We start from the raw sequence: 25602 nt of genomic DNA, 5'->3' as shown, positions 1-25602 counted from the left end.
GCGCCGAAATCAGGCGAATTCGAGCGCGAGATAGGAATTCATCACACTTTCCATCGTTTGCTTCTCCAGATCCCGGACGATGAAGACGAGGCGGGAGCGGCGGTCCTCGCTCGGCCATTTCTCGATCTTGGCCGGGGGATGGAACATGTGCTGCACGGCATGGACGACAACCGGCTGGTCGTCATCAAGCTCTTTCAGGTTCAGCAATCCCTTGATGCGCAGGATGTTGGCGCCGTGGGTCTGGGCCATCATGTCCAGCGCACCCGCGATCCGGTTCCATTCCAGAGGCTCGTCGAAATACAGCACGAAGGAATGGATGTGATCGTCATGCCGGCTGACATCGTGGTGGTGACCATGACCATGATCGTCGTCGTGGCTATGCCCATGATCGTGATGATGCACATGGCCTTCGGTTGCCCGGTAGGCTTCCTCGCGCAGCCATTGGCCGACATCCGCGCTTTTGGTTTTTGGATTATAGAGCCCGGCGTCGAACAGGACTGACGGCGCGACGTCACCCTGAATAGCCTTGATGACGGGAGCCGCTGGATTGAGCTCGTAGAGCCGCTTTTCAACGGCGGAGACCATCTCTGCATCCGTGACGTCGATCTTGGTCAGCACGATCCGGTCGGCGACGGCGGCCTGCTTGACGCTTTCGAACTGCTTGTCGAATTGCTCCATCGCGTGATGCGCGTCGACCACGGTGATGACACCGTCTAGCCGGAAGCGGGTGACCAGGAACGGGTCGGCCATCATGGTGTGCAGGATCGGCGCGGGGTCGGCGAGCCCGGTCGTCTCGACCACGATGCGATCGAAATCGGGGATATTGCCCTTTGCCCGGTCCTTGAACAGCCGCTTCAGCGTATCCACCAGATCGCCGCGCACGGTGCAGCAGAGGCAGCCGCTGTTCAGCAGCACGACATCTTCGTTCGACTCCATGACCAGCGCGTCATCGAGCCCGACCTCGCCGAACTCGTTCACGATGACGGCAATCCGGTCCATCTCCGGGTGGTGCATCAGCTTCGACAGCAGGGTGGTTTTGCCACTGCCGAGGAACCCGGTGAGGATGGAGACCGGAAGCCGGTCCGGCTCGCTTGTCGTGTTTGTCATTTAATGCTCGTGGGTCGGTGTCAGTGTGGTCGGCTCAGTGATGGTGCCCGCAATGGGGGCCGTGTTCGTGATCATGGGTATGATCATGGTCGTGACGATAGGGCACGACGGCGGCTTCGTCCAAGCGTCCGAACAGGGCGCGGAAACTCGGATCGCGCTCGATCTCCGCGGGATGGCCGGTGCAGCAGACATGTCCATTGAGGCAGAGCACCCGGTCCGTTCCGCGCATTACAAGATGCAGGTCGTGGGAAACCATGATTATCGCGGCACCGGTTTCCTCCCGGATTGTCCCGATCAGCCGGAACAATTCAGACTGTGCGGCGACATCCATGCCCTGGGTCGGTTCGTCCAGCACCAGAAAATCCGGTTGTTTCATGATCGCCCGGGCCAGCAGCACGCGCTGGGTCTCGCCGCCGGAGAGGCCTGTCAGTTGCTGGTCCAGCAGATGCGTGATGCCGGCCCGCTCCGCAGTCTCGGCGACCCGGCCGCGCGCCGATTTCATGCCGAGCGAAAGGAAGCGCCGTGGTGTCAGCGGCATGGAATTGTCGAGCGCGAGCTTTTGCGGGACGTAGCCGATACTGGTGCCAAGAGAGAGCTGTACCGTGCCGCTGTCGGGCGTCAGCAGTCCGAGGATGACCCGTAGCAAGGTGGTCTTTCCGCCGCCGTTCGGGCCGATCACGCTCATGATCTCGCCGCGGCCGAGGCTGAAGCTGATTTTGTCGAGTATCGTGCGACCGCTCCTCAGAACGCTGAGGTCTGATACTTCGAGCAGGGCCGGGGCGGCTTTCAACATATCAGGCCGCACGGGATTTGCAGGACGGGCAAAGCCCCTCGATCTCGACTGTGCTGCTCCGGGCTTCGAAACCGTGGCGGCTCGCCAGAGAGGCCAGAAGTTCGCTCAGACCGTCATCCTCAATCTCCAGAGCCGAGCCGCACTCCCGGCAAATCAGGAAGCCGCAATCGTGGCTCCCTTCAGGGCGGCTGCAGCCGATATAGGCATTCTGGGATTCGACCTTGTGCACAAGCCCCTGCTCCATCAGGAAATCGAGTGCCCGGTAGACGGTCGGCGGGGCCACCTTGGCGCCCGGCTTGCCGTCCTTCTCTGCATCGCGCTGCATCTCGGAGAGGATGTCATAGGCACCAACCGGCGCATGACGCTGCCAGACAAGCTCCAGCACCCGGCGGCGGGCCGGGGTTATCCGGACACCACGCTCCGCGCAGAGCCGCTCCGCGGCGCCGAGGGCGTCGTTCAGGCACCGACCATGATCATGGTCCGGTTTGGGAAAGCTGTTGCGGGCATGTGCCAAGATCTGGGATCCGTCGCTCTGAAAGCTGCTTCACTGCAATAGTATAATGTTTCAGATGCGTGTTCCAAGGGCCACCATTGATCCGGATCTTTATCGCGGACGTAAAGCCTTATGCGGATCGGGTGCCGGAGGCCGGCAACCTGGGTTAGCTGAGAGCTTGTTTCATGAGATGTTCGCTGTTTCGATATTTCCGGGTTTTTGCTCTGCTCCTGCTTATCATTCTAGGGGCGTTCGCATTTTCGTCGCCGCTATGGGCGAATGCGCCGTCCGGCTGGGCGCAAGACGGGCTGATCAAGTTCCAGGTCTTCAGAAACGATTCTCCGTTGGGAGTCGTCATGCTGCGATTCAACGTCGATAACGATGTATATGCCGTTGATACACAGACGTTATTTGATTATCGAATCGGCCCGTTCTCGCTCTATTATTACGCGCTCAGGGCGCGGGATGAATGGAGCGGGCCACTCCTTCTTTCAGCGCGCGGCATGGTCAATGATGATGGAGAGATCTTCCGCGTGGACGGGGAAACAGGGCCTGACGGATTCCGGTTTTCCGGCGGAGAGGGCGAGCAACTGGCGCCGCTTGGCACGTCCGTTCCGTCAACCTACTGGAACACGGCGCTGACCAGAGCAAGCGAACTGATCGACCTGCAATATGGCCGGCTGCGCAAAATCACCATGACCAAGGCCGGGCCGGAAACCATCCTGTCCAAAGGCGAGCGGATCGAAGCTGAGCGCTACCAGATGCGGGGCGAGCTCGATCTCGACATCTGGTACGACAAGCGCGGCGAATGGGCCAAGATGAGCTTTACCGTCGACGAGTCCGATTTCGAGTATGTCAGGATCGTCCCGCGCGCCGGTGACGAAACCCGTTTCCTGGAATTGGAAAGCGTGAAGGATATCGGCTCTGAAGAGATCCGGAATGTCCTCAGGGAACTCGAGTAGCGTTTTGGGAAATAGAGAGGCCGGCATGACATCGCGGTGTGTCTGGATTACCGGGGCAAGCTCCGGTATCGGGCTTGCACTGGCCGAGCGGATGATGCGCGATGGTTGGATTGTTGCGGGATCAGCGCGGTCGGCCGGTGCGCTGGTGGATTTGGCTGCAAAGCATGAGGGGCGGTTCTTCGCCTATCCGCTGGATGTGACCGACGCGGATGCCGCAGCTGTAACTGTCACCCGTATCCGGGCGGAGCGGGGCGGACTTGATATGGCCGTATTCGCGGCCGGAACCCACAAGCCCGTCGAGGTCGAGGACTTTCGCATCGAGACTTTCCGTGACCTGATCGATATCAACTTGATGGGGGTGGTGAACTGTCTGGCTGCGGTTACGCCGGGTTTCATCGCGGCGCGCCGTGGCCATGTTGCCGTGGTTTCATCCGTTGCTGGCTATGGCGGGTTGCCGACTGCATCAGCCTATGGTGCGACCAAGGCGGCCCTGATCAACATGACCGAGGCGCTGAAACCGGATTTCGACCGGAACGGCGTGAAATTGCAACTGGTGTGCCCGGGCTTTGTCCGTACTCCGCTGACGGACCGGAACCCGTTTCCGATGCCGTTTCTGATGGAGCCGGAAGATGCTGCAGAGGCTTTTTATCGCGGACTTCAGTCCGACCGGTTCGAGATCACTTTTCCAAGGATCTTTGCCATTATTCTGCGCTGCCTCAACGCGTTGCCCTATAGCCTTTATTTCCGGCTGGTGAAGCGGGGGACTGGCAAGTGACAGTGACTGACGGAGCGACCGCACTGGCTGCCTATGCCATCTGTTTTGAGGAGCTGACATCGGATCATCTCGAAGCCCTGTCGCCACTCCTGGCGGACGATGTTCGCTTCCGTGACCCGTTCAGTGACGTGCGAGGCAGGCAGGCCGTGCTTGGAATCTTCCGGCATATGTTCGAGGCAATGGAAGCACCGACTTTCGTTGTGCTAGATCAGGCTGTCGGCAAAGAGGCCTGTTATCTCAAATGGCGGTTTTCCGGGCGGGTGAAGTCGGCTGGCCGGCGGGAAATTGAAATCACGGGTATGAGCGAGGTGGTGTTCGACGAAAATGGCCTCGTCATCTCGCATATCGACCATTGGGACGCTGCGTCTCAGGTCTTCGGGATGTTTCCGGTACTCGGTCCGCTTTTGCGCTGGTTAGGCCGCAGTTTTTCGCCGACCAGATGATGCGCTCTCCGGTCGCGCACCTTTTTGGAAGAACAGCGTGACTGTGCCGATCGTAATCCCGAATTTCGAGACATCGGCTTTGTTGATAAGGACGCCGTCCGGCTGCAGGAACATCCAGTCGTTGAAGCTGACCTTTATCCGGCTGTCGCCGACTTTCAGCATCAGATCGTAGGACCAGTTCAGTGCCTTGCCCCGGGCAATGCCGTTGGCGACACCGACCACATCATCCGCGCGGCCCTCATAGGTGCCGTCGCCGGTTCTTGTGATGCGCCAGATCCGCTGCTCCGTCTCGCCGTCCGAATATAGGAAATCCTCGATCAGGGTCAGCGTGGTGCCGTCCCAGTCGCCCTCAAGGTCGACGGTGAACTCTCGCTTCAGGTTGCCAAAGCGGTCCTCGAACATGCCCCAGGCCCTGCTCGGTCCGGCAAAATATGTTTCCGGACGGAAATCAGGGTCGGTTCCGGCGAAATCATCGATCTTCATGGAACTACACGCTCCGAGGCTCAACAGCACTATAAGCAGATACGGTAAGACACGGGTCATGGATCATCTCCAGATGGTGTTTATTGGATGTTTTCGGCGATCTTGCGTTGCAACGCGGCCTGCCGCGTCGCGGTCAGGGGGAAGTTGCGCATTATGGCGATGGCCGTAAGTTTCAGGATGACGGGTGCCGCGCCGTAGAGCAGAGAGAGCGTCAGCAGGGCGTCCGTATCATTGCTGCCGTTGGCATCGAAACCAAAGGCGGCAAGTACTGGAAAGGCAATGCCGACGGCCAGGGCAAGGGCCAGCTTCGTCGCCATGCCCCAGAGCGCGAAATAGAGTCCGGTTCGGCTGCCGCCTCCCTCTGCCGTATCCACATCCACCACGTCGGCCTGCATGGAAGGAGGCAACACCAGATCTGCGCCGAGGCACGCGCCGGTGCCGATGCAGATGGCAAGGAAGGCAAGATAGTCGCCGGGGCCGAGCAAAGGCACGAGCGCGAAGATTACGCTGTTCACCAGCATGGCGGCGATCCATGTGCGATGCTTCCCGGCACGATGGCTGATGGTGAGCCAGAGGGGGACGCTGAGGATCCCGGCGAGGAAGTAAATCAGCAGCAGCCCGTCCGTCTCCTGCGGCAGGCCGAGACCCTTGTCCACGAAGAGCACGAAGAGGGTTGCCGCAAGCCCGTTTGCCAGACCGTTCAGCAAATAAGCCAGGATCAGCCGGAGGAAGGGCTTGTTTCGGAGCAGAAGCGCGGCTCCGGTGCGCCAGTCGGGCTTGTGATGCCGGGGCGCGGCGAGCTTCGGGCGCTCTGGCATGATTGCGGTTGCGAGCGTGATTGCGACAGGCAGTGCAATGATCAGGAAGAGCGCCAGGACAGTGAGCACCGTTCCGGTATCCTCGCCGCCACCGGCTGCGGACACGATGGCGGGCATACCAGCTGCCAGCAATGTACCGAAAACCAGCATACCTTCGCGAAAGCCCGCTATCCGCGAGCGCTCGTGATACCCGCCGGACAGCTCTGCGCCCCATGCCGTGTAGGGCAGTTGCACCATGGTCCATCCGAGGTACAGCAGGGCACTCCAGCCGAAGAGGTGGAGCGTGCCAGCCCCTTCAGGCGGGACGAAAAGCATGTAGACGGCAAGGCTGGTAATCGGCGTCCCGGCGAAGAGCCAGGGCTTTCGCCGGCCGAAACGGGTTTCGATTCTGTCGCTCAGCATGCCGATCAGCGGATCGGAGACGGCGTCCCACAATCGGGCCAGCAGCAGTGCGAAACCGACAGCTTCGAGGCTTAGACCCCGGTTCTGCGCGTAGAAGGCGGGCAAGAAGATGAAAAGCGGCACACCGAGCCCGGCCAGCGGCAGTCCGGGCAATCCGTAAGCGAGAAGCTGGCCCCGTGAATAGCGCGCGGGAGTGCCGTCGACCGGCGCTGTGACTGCCATTCGCTTAAGCGTGTTTCAGCGCAATTTGCCGGACATCGATGAGGCCGGCACGAAAGCCACCTTCGCAATAGCAGAGATAATATTCCCACATCCGCCGGAACCGCTCGTCGAAGCCGAGTGGGGCGATCTCCGGCCAACGCGCGAGGAAGCGTTCCCGCCAGATCGCCAGTGTACGGGCATAGTCGATACCGAACCCGTCATTGGCGACGCATTCCAGACCGGAGGCGTCGAAATGATCTGTCAGGCGCGCTTCCGACGGCAGCATGCCGCCCGGGAAGATGTATTTCTGAATGAAGTCCGGGTTCCGGCGATAGGCGTCGAAATCCCTGTCGTTGATGGTGATGATCTGCATGGCGGCACGGCCGGTATCGGTCAGGCGTGCTTTCACTTGATCGAAAAAGACCGGCCAATATTGCTCGCCCACCGCCTCGAACATCTCAATGGAGGCGATATGGTCAAAGCGCCCGTCCACATCGCGGTAATCACAGAGCTCTATGGAAACCTTGTCGGCGATGCCCTCGCGCTTGGCGCGCTCTGTCGCGTAGTCGTGCTGTTCCTGGGAGAGGGTGAGGCCGACGACGCGAGCGCCGTATTCGCGTGCGGCAACGGATGCGAAGCCTCCCCAGCCGCAACCGATTTCCAGCACGGTCTGGCCCGGCTCCAGTTGCAGCATGTCGGCGATGCGCCGGTATTTCCGTTGTTGCGCCGGCTCAAGGTCTTCTTCGCCTGGCTCGAAAACAGCAGACGAGTAAGTCATGCTCGGGTCCAGCCACTTGCCATAGAAGGCGTTCCCGATGTCGTAATGATGGGCAATGTTCCGCCGGCTGCCGCTCTTGGTGTTGCGGTTGGAGAAATGCCCGAGGGTTTTCATGAAGCGGCCGAAGCGGGTGCCATCCAGCGCCTTCGCGAGGGCATTGCGGTTGGCGGCCCCGAACGCGAGCAGGGCGGTCAGATCAGGCGTATCCCAGGCGCCATCCATATAATCTTCGCCGAAACGAAGATCGCCTCCGAGCAGCAGATGCCTGCACACGGCATCGCTCCGCAACAGCAAATGCGCCTTCGGGCCGGGCTCGGCTCCCTTGATGACATGGAGCTGGCCATTGGGTGTCTGCAGGTGCAGCTCGCCCATGCGGACAGCTTTCAGCATGAGCAGCACGACCCGGGTCCAGGGCATGAATGCATTCGGTTTTGCCGGAAAGCTGTCGCCCAGCGTGGAGGATGTTTCGCAAATCTCGCGATCAGTCATTTCTGCCCGTCCCAATCTTGATCACTTGGCTTACGCAGTATGGTGTTCGGTGGATGATTTTTCGCTGACGGAAACCGGATTTGCGGGGGCTTCCGGCCGTTTATGGAAGACCGCTCCCTTGATCCAGAGTTTCAGGGCTTCCCAATGGATGCCCGCCACGACCTTAGCCGTGAGCAGCGGATAGAGCAGGGCCATTTTAAGCAAGGCCCGATCGGTCATCGCTTCCCGCGTTCCGGTATGGGTGGCGACCAGAACCTCTCCCTCCGGCGTGTCCTGGCGGATCAGGATGGAGAGGGTGTCGTCCGGTTTCTTCAGGCGGAACCGGTAGGTTGCGATCATGTCCATGAAGGGGGATACATAGAAACTTTTTTCGCAGTTCTGCCGAATCGTGCCACCGTTTCCCTGATCCGGCTGGACCGGGATCAGGTAGCAGTGCTGCTGGCCAAAAGTGTTTTTCACCTCGTAGAGAATGGCTTGCAGCCGGCCGTCTTCATGATGACAGAAATAGATGGATAGTGGGTTGAAGACATATCCAAGTATTCTTGGAAAACAATGAATTAAAACTCGTCCTTCAAGCGATTTGTATCCTGCCGCGCGAAGCTGCTTCCGGACCCAGTCAAGGGTGGGGCTGCCATCGCGCGTTGCGTGATCGCGATCGAAGAAAGAGAACAGGTTGAACCGGTTTCGGGAGAACAGGCGCAACCTGCCTGCAAGTGCGTCGATTTCCTCCAGGTCCACCAGCATGGAGAAAACCCGGTAGGTGAAACGATGCCGGAACGGGATCAGACGCGCATGCATCACGATGCCCCGATAGAGGGACGACCGAGAGGTTGTGTCACCCGCAGGCGCTGTCATGTCAGTCATCACCGGCTTCACGGTCCAGAACGGCGGAGCCATTCCGGGAAAGCCAGCAATGACTGGCTGGTGTGACATCTGTTTTCCAGGGTGGTGTGACCCCCAGACTGCGGGCAACGGAAATGGCTGCTTTCAGGCCGTCCTCATGAAAACCATAGCCGCAATAGCTGCCACAGAACCAGGTGTTGCGGACGCCCTGAATGCTGCCGAGATTTTCCTGTGCGCTGACAGCCGCACTGTCGAATACCGGATGAGTGTAGTTGAACCGGGCGAATTCCAGCGCCGGGTCGGGCTCCTGAAGCGGGTTCATGGTCACGAAGAGAGGGTGCTTTTCGTCAATACCCTGCAGCAGGTTCATCCAGTAGGTCAGGGCAACGGCGCGGTCCATGTCGCGGCGGCCTTCCGCCAGATAGTTCCAGGAGGCCCAGGCCATGCGGCGCTTCGGCATCAGGCTGCTGTCCCGGTGCAGGACCGCGACATTGTCCTGGTAGCTGAAACAGCCGAGCAGGGCGCGTTCTTCGTCGCTGGCGTCGCTCAGCATGACGAGAGCCTCGTCGCCATGCGCGCCAATGACAACCTGATCATAATAGGTCTCGGAGCCGTCCGGCTCCTCGATCATCACGCCGGTTTCAAGGCGCCGGATATGCCGGACCGGATGACCTGTCCGGATCTGGCCGCCGCGCTGTTCGATTTCCGAGGCAAGCCGCTGAACATAGGTGCGCGACCCGCCATCGACGGTGAACCATTGGGGCCGCATCGCGTGTTTCAGCAGGCCATGATTGACGAAGAAACGCACAAAGCTGCGGGCCGGAAAGGCCAGCATGGTCTCGACCGGGCAGGACCAGATCGCGGCCCCCATGGGCAGCAGGTGATCGTACAGAAAGCCGTCGCCATAGCCTTCCCGTTTCAGGAAGGCGCCGAGCGTAAGATCCGGATCGCTCTCTTCCTCAAGCAGGCGCGGGGCGGCGCTGAAGAACCGCGCAACATCGGCCAGCATTCTGTAATAGCTCGGTTTCAGGAGATTGGCCGGCTGCGCCACAAGCCCTTTAAGCGAGCCTTCATATTCGAGCGCACCATTACCCACGGAAACGCTGAACGACATGTCGCTGAGCTTCGTTGGCACATCGAGGGCGGCGAACAGGCTGATCAGATTCGGATAGGTCGCCTCGTTATAGACGATGAAGCCCGTATCGACAGGAATCTGCTTGCCGTCATAATCAACAGAAACCGTGTTGCTATGGCCGCCGAGCCGGTCATTCGCCTCATATACGGTAACCTGGTGGCGCGAGGACAGCAGCCATGCCGCGCCAAACCCGGCGATACCGCTTCCGATAATGGCTATTCGCATTCCAATATTCCCCCGGCGCAAATCCTATCCGCGATGGTGCCCGCTGTGCAGCTAATTGATGTGTGATTAAGCACACTTGGCGGCGTTGGCTTGAGCTTCGTCCCCCAGGCTTTTGAACGCGGCGAGGGCTCTGACGCGGCCGAATGCAAGATCAACAATGGGGGGCGGGTAATCCGGTGCCGGATTACCGGGAGCGTCCCATGGTTTATGCAGATATCTGTTCGGAACATTGGAAAGCTCCGGCACCCAGCGGCGGGTATACTCACCCGCCTTGTCGAATTTCTCGCCCTGCAGAACGGGATTGAAGATCCGGAAATAAGGGGCTGCATCTGCGCCGGACCCGGCGACCCATTGCCATGAGGCGGCATTGTTCGCGAGGTCTGCATCGACAAGGGTATCCCAGAACCAGGCTTCGCCCGCACGCCAGTCCACCATCAGATGCTTTACCAGGAACGAGGCGCAGATCATCCGCACCCGGTTATGCATGTAGCCGGTCTGCCAGAGCTCGCGCATGCCTGCATCGACGATCGGAATGCCGGTCATGCCGCGCTGCCAGGCATGCAGGGGCTTTTCCGCTCTATCCCATGGGAAATGCTCATATTCCGGGCGCAGACAGGCGTGCGGCAGGTCCGGATTGTGGAAGAGCTGGGCGGTCGAGAACTCCCGCCAGGTGAGCTCTTTCAGGAAATGCTCCGCCGAGCCGGAGAAAGGCTCGTCTCCGGACTGGATGCAATGCGCGACCGTGCGATGCCAGATCTGGCGCGGCCCGATTTCCCCGAAGTGAAGATGGGGAGAGAGACGGGAGACCAGAGGTTGTGCGGGGAAGTCCCGGCCATTGCGATAATCTTCCAGTGCGTTTTCCAGGAACCAGTCCAACTGTGCCTGCGCGCCGTCTTCTCCGGGGTGCCAGCAGGCGCTGAAACCGGATGCCCAGTCCGGATTGCGCGGCTGAAGCTTCCAGTCCTCAAGTCGCTCGCTTGGCGGCAAAACCTTCACTGGCAAGATTTGATCGGGGGCGGGCCCTTCAGGTGCGGGATCTCCGAGAAGACGCATTGCCCGCCAGTAGGAGGAGTAAACCTTGGGGGGCGTACCGGATTTGGTTTTTACTTCCCAGGGCTCGAAAAGGAGGCCCGCGTTAAAGCTCTCCACTTCTATGCCATCATCCTTGAAAGCGCTTTTGAGCGCTTTATCGCGCTGGATGGCATAAGGCTCATAGCACCGGTTCCAGAATACGGCACGCGCCTCTGTCTCCGCCGCGAAGGTCCGGATGATCCCAGCTGCATTACCGTGTCTCAGAACCAGAGAGGCGTCCTGTTGTTGCAGGGAGTGCTGAAGCGCTGCCAGACTTTCATGCAGCCACCACCGGGACGCACCGCCATGGGCCCATTGCCCGGGTGTTTCCTCGTCCAGGACAAAGAGGGGAATGACCGGTGCTCCGGTCGCCACGGCCGCCGCCAGCGCCGGATTGTCGCTCAGTCTGAGATCCTGACGGAACCAGACAATGACAGGTTTTTCAGACACGCACATACCCCTCTCAAGACACAAGGGATACGATGGCAAATCGAGACTGGATCACTTGAATTAACAGCGTGCGTCCGAGAGGGAAGCGGTAAAGCTGCCGGGAACCGTTCATGAGCCGGGGCCAACGATGTCTCGCTAAAATTTAGGCGGATATGACATGTCGCGGCATTTAGCCCCAAAGTCCGGTATTAATGGTTAATTTTTAATGGGTTATGAACATATCTCCGGGAGAAATTCCCGCATTGCGGATGGTCTCATGCGATGTGTATGGCGCAAAATAACTTGCGATTGCGCACTTACGTTCTATGTATCAGCAACGTTTAGAAATCGCTGTTAAAAGACTGCCTCGCCGCTTTGCCGGTCGGCCTAGTTCGTTATCCGATGTTTTGGGCGTATCTTGGTCTGTTGCATAGGGCTACGGACCGCAAATTTGTCATGAAGGGAAAAATCATGACCACTGGCAAAGTTAAATGGTTTAACTCCACCAAAGGCTATGGCTTCATCGAGCCGGAAGACGGCTCCAAGGATGCATTCCTGCATATCACCGCTCTTGAGCGCGCAGGCATTTCTGGCGTTGATGAAGGTCAGCGCGTCGAGTTCGATCTGGTCCCGGGCCAGGGCGGCAAGTCGTCTGCCGAAAACGTCAAGCTTATCGACTGATAAGCTCAAGAATGCGGGTAAGGGCGGTTTCTGATCGCCCTTACCTGGACTTATATCTCCGGCGTTTGATCTCGATTGATCCGCCATGAACTATTTTTCCATGAACTATTTTCCAAGGTACTTATGAATTTCGAGACTATTTTCCTTACGAATTACGGCCTTCAGAACTACGTATCCTTTTCCCGCTCAAACGGTGTGAATGTTTTTTCGATCAAGGGCTCAGAGAGCCCGAAAATGGTAAAGCACGCACGAGGCCTCATTTCTGAAATGTATGGCGGGTCCTCAACAATCGTCGTGAACTAAGCGGCCATACGGCACGCGGCGGCTATTATTCTTCCAGCCTGGGCCCCTCAAGCGCCCAGGCGGTTGCATCCTCTTTGTGCTTGAAGCACTTGAAATTGCTGCCTTGAAAGATCGTGCCAAAGGCTTTGTCTACAAGCTGGGTGATCCAGTAATTCTCGGTGACGATGGCAACGTGCTTTCCCGGGTTTCTGCCACGTGCATATGCTTGCCATTCCTGCGCGACGGTAAGCAGGCCGTTCCAGCTCCAGCTGCTGGTTGCCTCATGCTGATTCTTTTCGACGATCACGTTGTACCAGATGATTTCGGGATTGTTCTTCCAGATCATGGGGACGCGTTTCGTCAGCTCGGTATCGGTGATGCCCGCGTTCAGGTGAATGAAAAGCAAGCGTCTTTCCGTATCCACGTGCCACGTCAAAGCCTCCGGTTTACCCGACTGGCTGTCATTCTCTTCAGGAGCCGTCATCGGGGCGTTGCTGGAGTTCGGTGAAGGTTGGCTAATTCCGCGAGGAGTGTGGAGGCTGTCTGCATGAATACCTCTATCAAGTCCGGTCTATCGGAACGATACCTACGCAGATACGACATTTGGGGCGCATACGCCAATACCCAATGGTAAAGAAAGTTTCGAATTATCAAATAGCTAAATGATTAACAGGCGACGCGAGGTCCCGCTATCGGTCTGCCCTAATCCGGCTCGTCGGCTCCAGTGGCCCAGGCAATCGCCATGTCCAAATCCTTGAAACAACGGAATCTCGATCCGGGAAAGACGAATGCAAGGGCATTGTTGACGATTTGGGTCAGCCAGTAATTTTCCGTGAGGACCGCAACGCGTGACCTGGTATCGCACCCTTGGGAAAAGTCGGCCCATCGACGGCCGACCTCCTTCATGGCCCCCCAGGTCCAGTTATTCCTGATTCCGAGCCTCCTGTAATCGACAACTGTGTCGTACCAAAGGATCTCGGGATTTTCCTCCCAGATCCTTGGCACGAAGTTCAGCAGGTCATAGTCGGAAAAATTATCTTTGATTTCGATGAAAAGTAACTGCTTCTCCTTGTCTGTCGACCAGACGAAATGTTGTGTCTCTTCCCCTGCCGCGAGGCGCTGATCGGGTGCGTCCTTTTTGGGTATATTCATGTTGCTGCATCTGGGTACCAGGCGGGCTGCCGCTTTTCTGCGAAGCTCTTCAGGCCTTCGGCTGCTTCATCCGATTGCCGTTTCTCTGCGTGTTGGGCGACCAGTTGCTCGAAATAGGCGGGGGCCAAGGTGATGTTGGCGTGATCCAGGATGACCTGTTTTGTTTGCGTGATGGCTTCTGGCGCGGACAGCAATAACTGGTCGATCACGGGAGCGGCGGCTTCGTCGAGAGCGCCGGTCGGGCAGACTTCATGGACTAGGCCCATCTCAGCCGCTTTCGCTGCCTTGAACCGCTCGCAGGTGAGGGCATAGCGCCGGACATTGCGCGGCCCCATCGCGGCATTCAGGTGCGGCACGATGATGCCGGCCATGACGCCCCAGCGGGCTTCGGTGATGGCAAAAATCGCATCCTCGCTGGCGATAACAACGTCACAGGCCGCGACAATACCGACGCCGCCACCGAAACAGCCGCCATGCACCAGGGCCACGGTCGGCTTGGGAAAGTCGTTCAGGCCGCAGACGGCGGAAGCTGTACGGCGCGAAACCTCGACATTTTCTTCCGGAGAGAGGGCACCGATCGCGTTCAACCATTTCAGATCGGCGCCAGCCTGGAAATGCTTACCGTTGCCCCGGAGCACCACAACACGAACGGCATCGTCCGCGGCGCAGTCGCCGAAAGCATCGATAAGCCCCTGGATGACGTCGCCGTTATAGGCGTTGTTTACATCGGGACGGTTGATCGTGACGGTGGCAACGCCACGCGGGTCTTTGGCGAGCAGGACAACGGGGTCGGACATGGAAAGGCCTTTTGTCAGCATGGAACGTTACCCCGGGCGGGGTGATGCAGATTAGGGCGTGTATCTTTTCTGTCCAACCTTGCTGGCGTATTCGGGGCATAAAAAAACCGGAATGGAGTTTCTGGCTCCATTCCGGTTTTTCCTCGCGAGGGCGAAGATTCAGGCTGCTTTTTGCGGAGGTGCGTTATTGTCTCCGATGAGATCGGCACCATCGCCATGACGTGCCAGACCTTCAATCATTTCCTCTGCCGCCGCGAGATAGAACCGGGACCATTTACGCTGGATATCAGCGAAATAGACCCGCGGCTTGTGAGTGCGTTCGGTGATCATTATCTCTTCCGTTCAGGCAAATCCGTTCAGTTTCCGGATATAGGAGATTGTGGCGGAGAGTAGAAATGAGAATGTTGCAACGCAGCATTGATTCATTCGCATTTCGTGTTTGATGGTGGGAAACAAGCCGCATTAATGCGTGAAACGCTGCGTCGTGACGCTGGAGTCTCGCTCGCTGGTCGGCTAAGTTCCGGCATCTGGAAAACCCGAGAATCCGAGGCTCCCTTGAACAGTTCCGACATCAAGTCCCGCATCAAGATGATCCTGGATGCGGAAGCCGCCGCCATCAACGCGATCAAGGTCGATGAAAGCTACGAGAAGGCGCTGGATATTCTCCAGAACACGCCGGGCAAGATCATCACCACCGGCATGGGAAAAGCCGGCTTCATCGCGCATAAATTCGCGGCGATCCTGAGCTCCACCGCATCTCCGGCCTTCTTCATCCATCCGAGCGAGGCCGCGCATGGCGATCTTGGCATGGTCGCGCCGGGGGATTGCATCGTCGCTTTCTCGACCAGCGGCAAGACCCGGGAAGTGCTGGAATTCATTGAGCTCAGCCGCCATGTCGATGCGGGCAAGGTCATCGGCATCACCTCGCACCCGGATAGCGGGCTGCGGGATTTGTCGGACGTGATTATCGATATGGGTGCGGTGAAAGAGCCGTGCCCGCTTGGTCTCACGCCTTCCGCCAGTATGGCGGTGATGGCAGCCGTCAGCGATGCGCTGGCTCTGGTGCTGATGGAGCGCAAGGGCGTGTCCCGGCATGAATACGGGCTGCGTCACCACGGCGGCTATCTCGGCAAGCAGGCAAGAACCGATAATATCGAGTAGGGATGGCCAAAACCGCACGGTTATCAGAGCGAGGGATTTTCCATCCCGTCTTCCCAACCCAAGCGTTTTCTTGATAAAGACAGATAACGTCTTGGAAAACCGCTATGAATGACCGTGCCGCCGACCGCATTATGTTCCAGTTGAAAACCCGGGGTCCGCAGACCATCGGCGACCTCGGCGCGCATTTTTCGATGACCGGGGAAGCCGCGCGCCAGCACCTGGCAAAACTCGCCGATGCCGGTCTGGTCGAACCCGAGGACAGACGCCAGGGGCGCGGCCGTCCCCGGCGCTACTGGATGCTGACAGAGTCCGGCCATGCCCGGTTTCCGGACAATCATGCCCAGCTCACTGTTGAGCTGCTCCAGTCCGTCCGGGAGCTGTTCGGGGAAGCGGGTCTCAGCCGTCTTATCGACAAGCGCAGGTCGGAAAGCCTGCATGCTTACAGTGCTGAAACCGGGAAAGCCGACAGCTTCGCGGACAAGCTCGACCGTTTGACAGCAATGCGGGAGCGGGAAGGCTATATGGCGGACTGGTCAGAGGCGGAAGACGGCTCTTTTCTGCTTATCGAGAACCATTGTCCGATCTGTGCCGCGGCGGCGGAATGTCAGGGAATTTGCCGGGCTGAACTGGAGCTTTTTCAAGATGTTCTCGGCCCGGATTGCATGGTAGAGCGGACCGATCATATTCTTGCGGGGGCGCGTCGCTGCGCCTATCGGATCACGCCTCGATGAATCGCATTGACCGGAAAAAGGTTTCCGCGCTGGTTGGCCTGCGCAAACGGGCTCCCATTGGGATCGGGCATAATATGGGCCCGCCGCTCAGCAACGCCTATCATCTGAAATATTGGCGCAAGGCCGTCGCCAAGGCCTGGGAGCCGCCGCCGGATCGCCTGATCCTGCAGCGCCGGCTGAAAAGGGCGAAAGAACTCGGCATGACCTACCGGGAATACATGCTCGAAATTCTTGAACGCGGGAAGCATCTCTAACGCGTCAGAGCATGCCGCCCGATATCAATTAAAATGGCTCAACAGCTGGTTTGCTCCGTTGGAGATCTGTTCCGGATTGCCGGAATTGTCGACCAGGACATAGGCCGCATGCTTGTTCGAGAAGAGGGCGACCGACCGGCCGGCATATTCGAAGGCGGTTGGCGGGTCTTCACGGCTGTCCTTGTCACGGGCGATAGCGAACAGCAGGATCCGTCCGAGCTCCGGTGTATCGAGCGCAACGGCGACTCCCGGCCGTTCGGGTGATGAGACGACTTGTACATCCCGGATGATCCAGCCGTCGGGTAATGTCGGCAGCTCGATACCGAGGGCGCCGACGATTTCGCTGCTGTTCAGGACGGTGCTTTCCGGCTGCGAGACCATCCAGTGCCTCAAATCAAGCGCGGCCTGTGCATCAAGCGCCGTTTCGACAAGCGGGTGACCTTCATTCGACTCTATCGCCTGGTAGGCGAGATGTGTGCTCCAGCCTCCGGCGAAGAGCACGAGTGCTGCCGCGATCGGTGTGACGCGTCTCAGGACACGCTGGCGCCGGAGCCGGCCCTGCAGGTGCCGCGCCTCCGAAAGGAGCTCTGGGGAGGGCGGGTCGGCCGGAGTGGAAAGCGCGAGCCGAAGCCCTTCCGTGTTACGCGCATCGGCCAGCACTTCAGCCGCCCGCTCGGGGCGTTCGGCCAGATAATCTGCCACTTCATAGGCGCGTTCCGGGTCCAGTTGCCCCTGGAGAAGAGACTGGATGTCAGCTTCGATGCCGCTGTGATGATCGGTCTTGTCAGTCATCTCGTCCTCCTACAATCCTGAAAGAACGTGTTGGTGCATTGCTGCCGCTGCCGGATTCCTCGAACTCTCTCAGCGCGGCCCGGGCACGGCCTACACGCGACATGACGGTGCCCGGCGGGACATGCAGGATTTCCGCTGCCTCCGCGATCCCGAGGCCCTCAACCGCAATAAGGTGGAGGGCTTCCCGCTGTTCGCTATTGAGAGACAGAAATGCCTTCCTGAGCTCTGCAAGCCGGACGGCCATTTCCCCCGACGGCGCGACATATCCGGACTGCAGATCGCTCCAGGCCCGTTCTCGAGCCGCCGTGCTCAGTCCAGCTCGGCGTTCGTCGATGAAGATATTGTGCAGGATCGACATCAGCCAGACGCGAAGGTTGGCGCCATCGCGGAAACTGGAGCGCCTTTCATGTGCCCGCAGAAAAGCCGACTGGACAAGATCGTCGGCCGCTTCGGCATTGCGGGTCAGGACCCGCGCATAACGGCGCAGGGGATCCAGGTGTCCGACAATATCGAGGTCATCCTTACCCATGGTTTGTCACTCAATTTCCAGCGTGGCTGTTCATGTCGCCGTCTCGGTGGCCGGGCTTGGTACAGGATTCGAGCCTGGGTCGTTTTCACCGATATAGCGGGCATTCTCTTTACGGATGCGGGCCGCTGCGTCGTCGTAAAGGAACGGCAGGAAAGCGAAGCGCCGTCCCCGGGTTACCTTGCTGACCCGGTGCAACAGCGAGCAGGAGAACACCACGGCACCACCCGGCGGTGCTTTGAAACTGCGTGGGCCATATTCAGGGAAATTGACCTCACCGCCATCAAAATCATCGTTGAGGTTCACGGAAACGGCAAAACGCCGATGGGCTGTTCCCTTGGTCGTATTGTCGCGATGCGCGGAGAAATGGCCGCCATCCTCGGCGTCGTAGCAGGACACAACATACCGCTCCATCCGCGTCACCTTGAACTGATGCACCTTTGTGATCTCGGGCATGACGCGGCGTATAAACCTCTTCTGCAGCGCTTCAATCAATTCTCTGTCCGAGAGGTAATGATCCTTGCGCCGTTTGAACTTGGGGTCCGTGATACCAACCGTACGCCCGCCGACTTCCCGCATGAAGCCGCTCTCCTGGCCACCCTGGGCTTCGTACAAACCGATCAGGTGCTGGCAAAGCTCGGGCTCGAAAACACGAGGCAGATAAAGGATGGGCGCCATCAGTTCCGGCCCGGCGAAGCATGCCGGCGGGGGAAGGCGATCGAGAATGGCGAAAACCTCGGTGAGATCACCATAATTGTCGCGGAAAGGGATGACGTCGATCACGCGCATTGTCGGATCGATGATCACCCACTGACGGGACAGCGGGAACTCTCCGAGAACCGGCTGGACGTCCCTGGGAATGACGCCATAAAGCTTTGATACAAGCAGATCGAAATCCCAGAAATGCCGGTAACCTGGCATCTGGTTGACTACCCGTTTTTCGGCCTCGTCCTCGGGGTCGATGCTGACGCCGAAAAACGATGCCATGCTGTCATCGAAGAGATCGGGGCGTTCCCGGGCAGCTTTTACGGCTGCTTGTGCATGCGCGTCGCCAGCGGAGCCATAAAAACACAGAACAAGGTAACGTCCTGCCGTGGATTCAAAGGCATAACGCGGGTTTGCTATGCTGCGCTGAACGAATCCCGGCGCTGAGTCGCCGGGCTGCAACAGTGTCGTATCCGCAATGTTCAAGGAAAAGGCCATGGTGCTCGCATCCCGGTTTATTTGAATGGGATACGGAGCCGCCTGTCTGTTTCATCCCGAGAAAAATGGATGAGAGGGAAAATTATTTGGAGTCTTATTTCCTGTTATCGAAGGCCAGGCGTAGCGCCAGTCCTACGAACACGGTGCCGAGCAGATATTGAGAGAGAGTCCGGCTCCATTTGCTTCCCGAAAGTATGGAGCCAATACGGCTCGCAGACAGGATGATAAAGCCGTTGATCAAGAATCCGATCGTGTTCAGGATTGTTGCCAGCACCATGATCTGGACGGCGACGGAACCTGTTTCCGGTACAATAAATTGCGGGAAGAGTGCCAGGACGAAGATTGCCATTTTGGGGTTGAGAAGGTTGGTCAGCAGTCCCTGCCGAAACATGACGGTTGCTGTATGTGTTTTGCGTATGGATGCGCTACCGGTCTGTTCATAGGACGGATCCTTTGACGTGACGGCCTTCCAGGCCAGATACAGGAGATAGGCTGCGCCAGCATATCGAACCGCATCATACGCAACTGGAACGGCGAGAAAGAGCTGAGTCAGCCCAAACGCGGCGGCGAGAGCGTGGCAATAGGTGCCAGCTGCGATACCTGACCAGGTTGCGAGCCCCGCGATGCGTCCCTGGGCTGCGCTTCGGGACGCAATGAGCAGCATATCAGGTCCCGGCGACGCCGTGAGCGCGAGCGCCGCGACAGAGAAGAGAAGCAACGTCGAGATATCAGGCATTTGAATCAGCCCATTTTAACGAATGGAGATGCCAATGACCTTAGGATGCTCAAAACTGCTTCGTAAGATCGCTATTAGCGCACTCTAGCGTTCGCCGCCATTCCGTTTAACCATGCTGAAATTCTCTTCCACATAGGCCATCAGTTCAGCAACGGATTCATTAACTGTCCGGTTCGCTGTCTCGACCGTGACCTCCGGTGTCACCGGCTCTTCATAGGGGGCCGAGATACCGGTGAATTCCTTGATCTCGCCGGCACGGGCCTTTTTGTAGAGCCCTTTCGGATCGCGCCCCTCGCATGTCTCGACATCGGCCGCGACATAGACTTCGTGGAACAGCTCCGGTGCGATGGAGCGGGCCCGGTCGCGGTCGGCGCGATAAGGGGAGATGAAGGCCGTGATGACCAGTACGCCAGCGCTGGCGAAGAGTTTGGCAACCTCGCCGACGCGGCGGATATTCTCTACCCGGTCTTCCGGCGCGAAGCCGAGATCGGAGGACAGGCCGAAGCGGACATTGTCTCCGTCCAGCACATAGACCTGATAGCCTTTGGCGAAGAGCTGCTGCTCAAGCTCGATGGCGATGGTCGATTTGCCGGCGCCGGAGAGACCAGTCAGCCAGAGAACACCGCCTTCATGGCCGTTGGCATGGGCACGCAGATCCGGGGTTACCCGGTGCTCGACCGCCGTGATATTGGTCGAGCGTACGTCGCTGTTGCTGCGCTGGTCGGGATAGCCTTCCATGAAGATGGTGCCGCCGCCGACCGTGTCGTACTCGTCCACGAGAACAAAGCGTCCTGTCTTCGGATTGTTGGAGAACTCGTCAAGCGCCAGCATGGCGCGGGCCCGCAGCGTCACCTCGCCAATGGCGTTGCGCTCCAGGGTGTCGCCTGAATGGGTTGTCAGGTTCTCGACATCGATCACCGTCTCGATCGACTGGACCTCAACCATCTGCTCATTCGTGGCGAGCTTCAGTTTGTAGCGCTTGCCGACTTCCATCGCTTTCTGGCCGAGCCAGAAGATTCGAGCGCGGAACACATTTGTCTCGAACGGCGCGTTGTTGTCATGGCTGATGACTTGGCCACGCTCGATAAACAGCTGTTCGCTCAGCGTGATGCCGACGGACTGACCGGCGGAGGCACTGATCGCGGGCTCTTTGGTATTCCAGGTCTCGATGCTCTTGACCGTCACGGTTTTGTTGGACGGGGAGATCAGGATCTTGTCGCCGGTGCGGATACGGCCACTCTCGATACGCCCGGCGATGATCCGGCGCTCGTCGAACTTGTAGACGTCCTGCACGGGAAAGCGCAGCGGCCGCTCGGTCGGCAGGACCGGCGGAGCGAAATTATCCAGAACCTCAACGAGGGAGGGGCCCTGATACCAGGGCATTTGGTCCGGCGCCGTGATCAGCCCCTGTCCCTCGCGGGCGGAGACCGGGATGATGGCCGAGGCTTCGAGGCCGAGCTCGGAAAGATAGCTGCGGATTTCCGTCGTCAGTTCCTGGAAGCGCTCTTCCCGGTAATCCGCGAGATCCATCTTGTTGATGACGACCGCGACCTGACGCACACCGAGCAGGTGCAGAATATAGCCGTGCCGCCGGGATTGTTCCTGCATGCCGTCCTTGGCATCGATCACCAGTACGGCGGCATCGGACAGCGCCGCGCCGGAGACCATGTTCTTCAGGAATTCCTTGTGGCCGGGCGCATCGATGATGACGTAATTGCGCTTCTCCGTATTGAAGAAGATCTGCGTCGTATCGATGGTGATGCCCTGGTCGCGCTCCGCCTGCAGGGCATCGAGGACGAAGGCCCATTCAACCGGCATGCCGCGCCGTTCGGACATGGCGATGACAGCTTCGGCCTTGCCATCGGGCAACGAGTTTGTCTCGTGCAGCAGGCGGCCGATCAGGGTCGATTTGCCATGGTCGACATGGCCGACGACGACGAGCTTGAGAGCTGGAATTTCAGAAGAAACGTGCATTTTTAATTCTCGTGACCGATCAGATGCGGCAAAGGGGCTTACATGTAGCCTGCGGTACGGAGCCGTTCGAAGGCGTCTTCCGCCTCGTGGTCCATGGCGCGGCCGCTGCGTTCGGCAATACTGGTGCCTTCAAGCTCGGTGATGATCTCTTCGATTGTGGCGGCTTCGCTCTCGATCGGGTTCGTGATGTCCTGATCGCCAAGAGAACGGTAACGCTTGCCGTTTTTCGAGAAATACAGATCGACGATCGGAATGTTTTCACGCTGGATGTAGCGCCAGATATCAAGCTCCGTCCAATGCAGGATCGGATGGATCCTGATATGGGTGCCGGGCGCGAAGTCGGTCTTGAACTGGTCCCAGAATTCCGGGGGCTGGTCGCGGAAATTCCATTCGGCATTCTCGCCGCGCGGGCTGAAGACACGTTCCTTGGCGCGGGTTGCTTCCTCGTCGCGCCTGATACCGGCAACCACGGCCTGCATTTTCTGCTCGGCGATCAGGCGCTTCAGCGCCTCGGTCTTGCGGGCAGCGGAGCGGGTCGCTGGTGGTAGCGTCGGGTCGATTTCCTCAATCGGCGGGCAGTCGCGAACGATGACGTTCACACCCCACTCGGCGGAATACTTCTTCTGGAATTCATACATCTCCGGAAATTTCTTTCCGGTGTCGCAGAACATCAGCGGGAACGGGACATGGCCGAGGAACGCCTTGCGGGCGAGCCAGACCATGACATTCGAGTCCTTGCCGAGGGACCAGAGCATGCCCATACGGTCGAATTTGTTAAAGGCTTCACGCAGAATGTAGACACTCTGCGCTTCCAGCGCGTCGAGATGATCCATCGGGCCGGGTATTCCGTTCAAAATCCAAGTGGAGCGCGGTTTCTAGGCGTCATATGGCTTCTTGTCAAAAGTGCAAAAGGGGGTTGGGAACGATTTGCACAGTTCGGTCGCCTTTTTGTATCGCTTAAGGAAACTCTGGTCTCTTTACTGCTGTTCAGTGGAAATCTTATTCCCGCTCAGGACTCCTCGCCGGAAAAATAAACAGCATCCGCGAGTGAGGGACGCTCCGGCGCGAGGTCGGCAATGGCAAGCCCCTCTGCTACAACCTGATCCGGCAGCGGTTTGCCTTGTGCCAGCGCGGCGGACGTCATTCCCATGGCGGCGGAAGTCTGGATGCCGTATCCGCCCTGTCCCGCAAGCCAGAAAAAACCGTCGAGACCGGGCTCGAACCCGACGACGGGGGACTTGTCTCCGACGAATGACCGCAGCCCGGCCCAGCGGCTATGAAAGCGGCCGACCTTGAGGGTTGTGGCATTTTCGATCCGGTCTACGGCGATGGCGAGGTCGAGATCCTCGGGTTGGGCATCGGTTGGCATGGACGGGGTTTCATCCGCCGGGGAGCCGAGGAAGCGTCCGCCTTCCGGCTTGATGTACCAGTCCTCGTTCACATTCACGACGGCAGGCAGAGTGTCCGGATTGATCCCTTCCGGCGGGTCGAAGGTGAAAGCCGTACGCCGTTTCGGCACAAGCCCTATCGGCTTGGCGCCGGCCATCTTGCCGATCTCGTCCGCCCAGGCGCCGGCGGCATTGATGATGACAGGGGCCGCGAAGGTCCCGGCCCGTGTCTCGAGCATCCAGCCGTCCGCAGTTTTTGTCAGCCCCTGAAGTTCCGCGTCCGTGACGATCTCACCGCCATTGGCCCGCATGCCGCGGATAAAGCCCCAGTGCAGGGCGTGGACATCCATGTCCATATCGCTCGGATCATAAAGTCCGCGCACGACCTTGGCGGGATCTATGGCCGGGAACAGTTCCAGCAGTTCGGCACCCTCGACGAGCTTCGTCCCGTTTGCGTTTGCCGCCAATTCTTCGTGCACGGCATCAAGCGCATCAAGCTGGTGCGTCTCGGCCAGGACCAGCGAGCCGCGCGGTGTCAGAATCGGATCTTGGGCAAACCCTTCCGGCGGGTTCAGGAAGAAGGGTTTGCCCGCCCGGTTCAGGGCACGGATCGCCGCATTGCCATAGCTCTCTATATAGAGGGCGGCGGACCGTCCGGTTGTGTGGTAGCCCGGCTGGGATTCCCGCTCCAGCAGCAGGACGGAGCCGTGCGGCGCAAGGAAATAGGCACAGGACGCGCCCGCCATGCCCGCGCCAATGATGATGTAATCCGCTTTTCGCAGTGTGCTGGATGTCATGTCGTAATCCCGGTCTGGAGCCAGCCCCGACCCTACGCCTTCGCCTCGGGGAATCTCAAGGCCAGTATGCCGGGGTGTGATCCGGAGAAGACAGGACTGGTGCTGTCCGCCTTCGGGATAAGTTCTTCCGGGACCATTGACTTAAAGGCCGTCCCCGCAGTCCGATCTAGGCTAGGACACACGTATTGAAGGGATCGGGATATGGCTGAGGCAGGGTTTGATATCGTTCTGGAAGGCGGCGACGTTGTCGATGGCACCGGTGCGCCGCGCAGGCGGGCGGATGTCGGCATCCGGGACGAACAGATTACTGCCATCGGTGATCTTTCCGAGTCGCAGGCGGGCAGCCGGATCGATGTCAGCAACCGCATCGTCGCGCCGGGCTTTATCGACGTGCATACGCACGATGACCGGATGCTGCTGTGCGAGCCAGATTTCGACATGAAGGTGAGCCAGGGTGTCACGACCGTGGTCGTCGGCAATTGCGGCATTAGCCTTGCACCTCTGGTGACCGACGTGCCGCCACCGCCGCTCGATCTGATCGGGGATGCGGAGTGGTACAAGTTCGCGACCTTCGATTCCTTTCTGCGCGCCATCGAGCAGGCACCGGCTTCGGTGAATGCGGCTTTCCTGGTTGGGCATTCAACGCTGCGGGTCGGGACGATGGACCGTCTTGACCGGGGCGCGACCAGTGAAGAAATCAAGACCATGCGCGGGTTGCTGGAAGAGGGACTGGAAGCCGGAGCAGTCGGCTTTTCGACGGGGCTGTTCTATGCGCCGTCGCACAAGGCGCCGACCGAGGAAGTGATCGAAATTTCACGCAGCCTGAAGGCCTTCGGCGCCCGGTATGTGACGCATATGCGGAACGAATCGGACCAGATCATGGAATCCCTCGAAGAAACGTTCACCATCGGCCGCGAAGCGGATGTGCCGGTGATCGTTTCGCACCACAAGGTGCAGGGAAAACATAATTTCGGCAAAAGCTGCGAGACCCTGGCCTGCTTCGAAAAGCATATGCACAATCAGGATATCGGCCTTGATATCTACCCGTATTCAGCGTCCTCGACGGTCCTGAAGGAAGATTCCATCCTGCTGGCAGAGAAGGTGAAGATCACCTGGTCGAAAGCGCGCCCGGACCTTGCCGGACGGATGCTGGATGATATCGCCCGGGAATTCGGCTGCGACGTGCTGGAAGCAGCCGACCGGCTGCAGCCGGCGGGCGCGATCTATTTCAGCATGAGCGAGGAGGATGTGCAGCGCATCCTCAAGTTCGAACATGCCATGATCGGCTCCGACGGGTTGCCGCATGACGAATTCCCGCACCCTCGGCTGTGGGGCACGTTCCCGCGTGTGCTTGGACATTATTGCCGGGATCTCGAGCTCTTCCCGCTGGAGGAGGCGGTGCGCCGGATGACAGGGCTATCCGCCGACAAGTTCGGTCTGAAGGGCCGTGGCCGGATTGCCGAAGGGAATTTCGCCGATATTTGCGTGTTCGACGAAAAGACGGTGATCGACCGGGCGGATTTCGACAACCCGACCGCGCCGTCCGGCGGGATCGAGAGCGTCTTCGTCAATGGCCGTATGGTTTGGGGCGCGGGTGCTCATACCGGGGCACGGCCGGGCAAGGCCCTGCGGCGCGGCATGGGACCGCTCGCCGCGTAAAGCGCCGAAGAGTGCAAACGGG

At 59.1% G+C, this 25602-nt stretch carries 28 protein-coding genes; 8 read left to right on the top strand and 20 right to left on the bottom strand.

Annotated features, from left to right (window positions below; genetic code table 11):
• Positions 1 to 9 precede the first annotated feature (9 nt).
• From AAC126_RS01670 to AAC126_RS01660, 3 genes are read right to left on the bottom strand one after another with little or no spacing between them, the layout of a single operon-like run.
• Positions 10 to 1107 carry a GTP-binding protein gene (locus tag AAC126_RS01670; RefSeq protein ID WP_339849317.1) on the bottom strand — a complete coding sequence of 366 codons (1098 nt, stop codon included), beginning with the start codon at positions 1105 to 1107 and terminating at the stop codon, positions 10 to 12.
• Positions 1108 to 1141: 34 nt separating this feature from the next.
• Positions 1142 to 1900 carry a metal ABC transporter ATP-binding protein gene (locus tag AAC126_RS01665; protein ID WP_339849314.1) on the bottom strand — a complete coding sequence of 253 codons (759 nt, stop codon included), beginning with the start codon at positions 1898 to 1900 and terminating at the stop codon, positions 1142 to 1144.
• A 1-nt stretch (position 1901) separates the two neighbouring features.
• Positions 1902 to 2414, bottom strand: coding sequence for a Fur family transcriptional regulator (locus tag AAC126_RS01660; protein ID WP_339849312.1), 513 nt, complete (start codon positions 2412 to 2414; stop codon positions 1902 to 1904).
• A gap of 164 nt (positions 2415 to 2578) precedes the next feature.
• Here AAC126_RS01660 and AAC126_RS01655 point away from each other — a divergent pair, with 164 nt between their 5' ends.
• The 3 genes from AAC126_RS01655 to AAC126_RS01645 are packed head-to-tail and all read left to right on the top strand — an operon-like array spanning position 2579 to position 4573.
• Positions 2579 to 3355 carry a DUF6134 family protein gene (locus AAC126_RS01655; RefSeq protein ID WP_339849310.1) on the top strand — a complete coding sequence of 259 codons (777 nt, stop codon included), beginning with the start codon at positions 2579 to 2581 and terminating at the stop codon, positions 3353 to 3355.
• A gap of 25 nt (positions 3356 to 3380) precedes the next feature.
• Positions 3381 to 4130 (top strand): SDR family NAD(P)-dependent oxidoreductase, encoded by a 750-nt coding sequence (locus AAC126_RS01650; protein WP_339849308.1) that lies wholly within the window; start codon positions 3381 to 3383, stop codon positions 4128 to 4130.
• Entirely contained in the window at positions 4127 to 4573 is a 447-nt protein-coding gene (locus AAC126_RS01645) for a nuclear transport factor 2 family protein (protein ID WP_339849306.1), read from the top strand. The genes AAC126_RS01650 and AAC126_RS01645 overlap by 4 nt, the downstream gene beginning before the upstream one ends.
• Here AAC126_RS01645 and AAC126_RS01640 read toward each other — a convergent pair.
• The 6 genes from AAC126_RS01640 to AAC126_RS01615 all read right to left on the bottom strand — a co-directional run bounded on the left by AAC126_RS01640 (position 4544) and on the right by AAC126_RS01615 (position 11474).
• Positions 4544 to 5116 carry a DUF3833 domain-containing protein gene (locus AAC126_RS01640; RefSeq protein WP_339849303.1) on the bottom strand — a complete coding sequence of 191 codons (573 nt, stop codon included), beginning with the start codon at positions 5114 to 5116 and terminating at the stop codon, positions 4544 to 4546. The genes AAC126_RS01645 and AAC126_RS01640 overlap by 30 nt on opposite strands.
• A 20-nt stretch (positions 5117 to 5136) precedes the next feature.
• Positions 5137 to 6498, bottom strand: a complete 1362-nt coding sequence (locus AAC126_RS01635) for an MFS transporter (protein WP_339849302.1) — start codon at positions 6496 to 6498, stop codon at positions 5137 to 5139.
• Between the two features lie 4 nt (positions 6499 to 6502).
• On the bottom strand, positions 6503 to 7744 hold the full coding sequence (locus tag AAC126_RS01630; protein ID WP_339849299.1) for a cyclopropane-fatty-acyl-phospholipid synthase family protein: 1242 nt from the start codon (positions 7742 to 7744) through the stop codon (positions 6503 to 6505).
• Positions 7745 to 7774: 30 nt separating this feature from the next.
• Positions 7775 to 8608 (bottom strand): DUF1365 domain-containing protein, encoded by an 834-nt coding sequence (locus tag AAC126_RS01625; protein ID WP_339849296.1) that lies wholly within the window; start codon positions 8606 to 8608, stop codon positions 7775 to 7777.
• The gene (locus AAC126_RS01620; protein ID WP_339849293.1) at positions 8601 to 9947 is read right to left on the bottom strand and encodes an FAD-dependent oxidoreductase; all 1347 of its coding nucleotides are present in this window, start codon (positions 9945 to 9947) and stop codon (positions 8601 to 8603) included. Before AAC126_RS01620 ends, AAC126_RS01625 begins: the two co-directional genes overlap by 8 nt.
• 66 nt (positions 9948 to 10013) lie before the next feature.
• Positions 10014 to 11474, bottom strand: coding sequence for a deoxyribodipyrimidine photo-lyase (locus tag AAC126_RS01615; protein ID WP_339849291.1), 1461 nt, complete (start codon positions 11472 to 11474; stop codon positions 10014 to 10016).
• 444 nt (positions 11475 to 11918) lie between these two features.
• Between AAC126_RS01615 and AAC126_RS01610 the strand changes: the two genes are divergently transcribed.
• Positions 11919 to 12128: a cold-shock protein gene (locus AAC126_RS01610; RefSeq protein ID WP_339849288.1), complete on the top strand. Its 210-nt coding sequence runs from the start codon at positions 11919 to 11921 to the stop codon at positions 12126 to 12128.
• A 328-nt stretch (positions 12129 to 12456) separates the two neighbouring features.
• Here the strand turns inward: AAC126_RS01610 and AAC126_RS01605 are convergent, their stop codons facing one another.
• The 4 genes from AAC126_RS01605 to AAC126_RS01590 all read right to left on the bottom strand — a co-directional run bounded on the left by AAC126_RS01605 (position 12457) and on the right by AAC126_RS01590 (position 14689).
• Complete coding sequence (locus tag AAC126_RS01605; protein WP_339849285.1) at positions 12457 to 12894, bottom strand: hypothetical protein; 438 nt, start codon at positions 12892 to 12894, stop codon at positions 12457 to 12459.
• A gap of 218 nt (positions 12895 to 13112) precedes the next feature.
• Positions 13113 to 13562, bottom strand: a complete 450-nt coding sequence (locus AAC126_RS01600; RefSeq protein WP_339849282.1) for an STAS/SEC14 domain-containing protein — start codon at positions 13560 to 13562, stop codon at positions 13113 to 13115.
• On the bottom strand, positions 13559 to 14380 hold the full coding sequence (locus AAC126_RS01595; protein WP_339849280.1) for an enoyl-CoA hydratase-related protein: 822 nt from the start codon (positions 14378 to 14380) through the stop codon (positions 13559 to 13561). Before AAC126_RS01595 ends, AAC126_RS01600 begins: the two co-directional genes overlap by 4 nt.
• 138 nt (positions 14381 to 14518) lie before the next feature.
• Positions 14519 to 14689: a hypothetical protein gene (locus AAC126_RS01590; RefSeq protein WP_339849277.1), complete on the bottom strand. Its 171-nt coding sequence runs from the start codon at positions 14687 to 14689 to the stop codon at positions 14519 to 14521.
• Positions 14690 to 14914: 225 nt separating this feature from the next.
• Here AAC126_RS01590 and AAC126_RS01585 point away from each other — a divergent pair, with 225 nt between their 5' ends.
• The 3 genes from AAC126_RS01585 (at position 14915) to AAC126_RS01575 (ending at position 16505) form a co-directional block, all read left to right on the top strand.
• Positions 14915 to 15520, top strand: a complete 606-nt coding sequence (locus AAC126_RS01585) for an SIS domain-containing protein (RefSeq protein ID WP_339849275.1) — start codon at positions 14915 to 14917, stop codon at positions 15518 to 15520.
• 104 nt (positions 15521 to 15624) lie between these two features.
• Positions 15625 to 16251: an ArsR family transcriptional regulator gene (locus AAC126_RS01580; RefSeq protein WP_339849273.1), complete on the top strand. Its 627-nt coding sequence runs from the start codon at positions 15625 to 15627 to the stop codon at positions 16249 to 16251.
• On the top strand, positions 16248 to 16505 hold the full coding sequence (locus AAC126_RS01575) for a hypothetical protein (protein WP_339849272.1): 258 nt from the start codon (positions 16248 to 16250) through the stop codon (positions 16503 to 16505). Before AAC126_RS01580 ends, AAC126_RS01575 begins: the two co-directional genes overlap by 4 nt.
• A gap of 24 nt (positions 16506 to 16529) precedes the next feature.
• Here the strand turns inward: AAC126_RS01575 and AAC126_RS01570 are convergent, their stop codons facing one another.
• The 7 genes from AAC126_RS01570 to AAC126_RS01540 all read right to left on the bottom strand — a co-directional run bounded on the left by AAC126_RS01570 (position 16530) and on the right by AAC126_RS01540 (position 23921).
• A complete protein-coding gene (locus tag AAC126_RS01570) occupies positions 16530 to 17297 on the bottom strand; it encodes a hypothetical protein (RefSeq protein ID WP_339849270.1) in 768 nt (255 codons plus the stop codon).
• Positions 17290 to 17826 carry a sigma-70 family RNA polymerase sigma factor gene (locus AAC126_RS01565; protein ID WP_339849269.1) on the bottom strand — a complete coding sequence of 179 codons (537 nt, stop codon included), beginning with the start codon at positions 17824 to 17826 and terminating at the stop codon, positions 17290 to 17292. Before AAC126_RS01565 ends, AAC126_RS01570 begins: the two co-directional genes overlap by 8 nt.
• A 30-nt stretch (positions 17827 to 17856) precedes the next feature.
• On the bottom strand, positions 17857 to 19026 hold the full coding sequence (locus AAC126_RS01560) for a 2OG-Fe(II) oxygenase (protein WP_339849267.1): 1170 nt from the start codon (positions 19024 to 19026) through the stop codon (positions 17857 to 17859).
• A gap of 94 nt (positions 19027 to 19120) precedes the next feature.
• Complete coding sequence (locus tag AAC126_RS01555; RefSeq protein WP_339849266.1) at positions 19121 to 19762, bottom strand: LysE family translocator; 642 nt, start codon at positions 19760 to 19762, stop codon at positions 19121 to 19123.
• 84 nt (positions 19763 to 19846) lie between these two features.
• Positions 19847 to 21736, bottom strand: coding sequence for an adenylyl-sulfate kinase (gene cysC, locus AAC126_RS01550; protein WP_339849264.1), 1890 nt, complete (start codon positions 21734 to 21736; stop codon positions 19847 to 19849).
• 38 nt (positions 21737 to 21774) lie between these two features.
• Entirely contained in the window at positions 21775 to 22569 is a 795-nt protein-coding gene (cysD, locus tag AAC126_RS01545; protein ID WP_339849261.1) for a sulfate adenylyltransferase subunit CysD, read from the bottom strand.
• A gap of 176 nt (positions 22570 to 22745) precedes the next feature.
• A complete protein-coding gene (locus AAC126_RS01540) occupies positions 22746 to 23921 on the bottom strand; it encodes an FAD-binding oxidoreductase (protein WP_339849258.1) in 1176 nt (391 codons plus the stop codon).
• A 201-nt stretch (positions 23922 to 24122) separates the two neighbouring features.
• Between AAC126_RS01540 and AAC126_RS01535 the strand changes: the two genes are divergently transcribed.
• A complete protein-coding gene (locus AAC126_RS01535) occupies positions 24123 to 25580 on the top strand; it encodes a D-aminoacylase (RefSeq protein WP_339849255.1) in 1458 nt (485 codons plus the stop codon).
• Positions 25581 to 25602 lie beyond the last annotated feature (22 nt).

It is taken from the genome of uncultured Nisaea sp., assembly GCF_963974195.1.
Taxonomy (GTDB): domain Bacteria; phylum Pseudomonadota; class Alphaproteobacteria; order Thalassobaculales; family Thalassobaculaceae; genus Nisaea.
Note: the sequence above shows the minus strand (reverse complement) of the source record. Positions and strands in the feature narration are given on the sequence as shown.